The following is a 2,325-nucleotide window of genomic DNA, read 5'->3' as shown; positions in this document are numbered from 1 at the left end:
GCAGTACGTATGTAGTAAATACTGCACCACCGACAGGTACACCAGATACTTCCCCAGACTACACATTACTGGCTGCAGCAGGATCAACTGGAGATACTGGAGTAACTGGAGATACCGGACCTACTGGAGATACCGGGCCTACTGGTGCCACTGGTGTAACTGGAGATACTGGTCCAACCGGTGCCACCGGAGTTACTGGATCCACTGGAGATACCGGGCCTACTGGTGCCACTGGTGTAACTGGAGATACCGGGCCTACCGGTGCGACTGGTGTAACTGGTGATACCGGTCCTACCGGAGTTACTGGAGCTACTGGTGATACCGGGCCTACTGGTGCGACTGGTGTAACTGGTGATACCGGGCCTACCGGTGCGACTGGTGTAACTGGTGATACCGGGCCTACTGGTGCCACCGGAGTTACTGGAGCTACTGGTGATACCGGGCCTACTGGTGCCACTGGTGTAACTGGTGATACTGGCCCTACCGGTGCGACTGGTGTAACTGGTGATACTGGCCCTACCGGTGCGACTGGTGTAACTGGTGATACTGGCCCTACGGGAGCCACTGGAGTTACTGGTGCTACTGGTCCTACCGGTGCCACCGGAGTTACTGGATCCACTGGAGATACCGGGCCTACTGGTGCCACTGGTGTAACTGGAGATACCGGGCCTACCGGTGCGACTGGTGTAACTGGAGATACCGGGCCTACCGGAGTTACTGGAGCTACTGGTGATACCGGTCCTACTGGTGCGACTGGTGTAACTGGTGATACCGGGCCTACCGGTGCGACTGGTGTAACTGGTGATACCGGGCCTACTGGTGCCACCGGAGTTACTGGAGCTACTGGTGATACCGGGCCTACTGGTGCCACTGGTGTAACTGGTGATACTGGCCCTACCGGTGCGACTGGTGTAACTGGTGATACTGGCCCTACCGGTGCGACTGGTGTAACTGGTGATACCGGACCTACTGGTGCCACCGGAGTTACTGGATCCACTGGAGATACCGGACCTACTGGTCCAACCGGTGCGACTGGTGATACCGGGCCTACCGGTGCGACTGGTGTAACTGGTGATACCGGACCTACTGGTGCGACTGGTGTAACTGGTGATACTGGCCCTACCGGTGCGACTGGTGTAACTGGAGATACCGGGCCTACTGGTGCCACCGGAGTTACTGGATCCACTGGAGATACCGGACCTACTGGTCCAACCGGTGATACTGGTGCAACTGGTAATACCGGACCTACCGGTGCCACTGGTGTAACTGGTGATACTGGACCTACTGGTGCCACTGGTGTAACTGGTGATACCGGACCTACCGGTGTAACTGGAGATACTGGGCCTACTGGTGTAACTGGTGATACCGGGCCTACCGGTGATACTGGTGCAACTGGTGATACCGGACCTACTGGTCCAACCGGTGATACTGGTGCAACTGGTAATACCGGACCTACTGGTGCCACTGGTGCCACTGGTGTAACTGGAGATACTGGACCTACCGGTGCCACTGGTGTAACTGGTGATACCGGACCTACTGGTGCGACTGGTGTAACTGGTGATACTGGACCTACCGGTGCGACTGGTGTAACTGGAGATACCGGGCCTACTGGTGCCACCGGAGTTACTGGAGCTACTGGAGATACCGGGCCTACTGGTGCCACCGGAGTTACTGGAGCTACTGGAGATACCGGGCCTACTGGTGCCACCGGAGTTACTGGAGCTACTGGAGATACCGGGCCTACTGGAACCACTGGTGTAACTGGAGATACCGGACCTACTGGTCCAACCGGTGATACTGGTGCAACTGGTAATACCGGACCTACCGGTGCGACTGGTGTAACTGGTGATACCGGGCCTACTGGTGCCACTGGTGTAACTGGTGATACCGGGCCTACTGGTGCGACTGGTGTAACTGGTGATACTGGCCCTACCGGTGCCACTGGAGTAACTGGAGATACTGGGCCTACCGGTGTAGGATTAACAGGAATTGAAGCGTTTGATCCGGTAGTAAGTCCTACTTACCCGGTAGGGCAAGTAGTGACCTTTAATGGCAGTACGTATGTAGTAAATACTGCACCACCGACAGGTACACCAGATACTTCTCCAGACTACACATTACTGGCTGCAGCAGGATCAACTGGAGATACTGGAGTAACTGGAGTAACTGGAGATACCGGACCTACTGGTCCAACAGGTGATACTGGTCCAACTGGTAATACCGGACCTACCGGTGCGACTGGTGTAACTGGTGATACTGGCCCTACGGGAGCCACTGGAGTTACTGGTGCTACTGGTCCTACCGGTGCCACCGGAGTTACTGGTG

Annotated in this window: 1 protein-coding gene; it reads left to right on the top strand. The window is 56.4% G+C overall.

All coding sequences use genetic code 11. From position 1 onward, the window contains the following. Positions 1 to 2,325: beta strand repeat-containing protein (locus EBQ12_RS19450; protein WP_481747116.1), on the top strand; the 2,325-nt coding region annotated here is incomplete at both ends.

The sequence above is a fragment of the Bacillus sp. 2B09 genome, from assembly GCF_003946835.1.
Lineage (GTDB): Bacteria > Bacillota > Bacilli > Bacillales > Bacillaceae > Bacillus > Bacillus altitudinis.
This window is presented reverse-complemented; position numbering and strand designations above follow the sequence as displayed.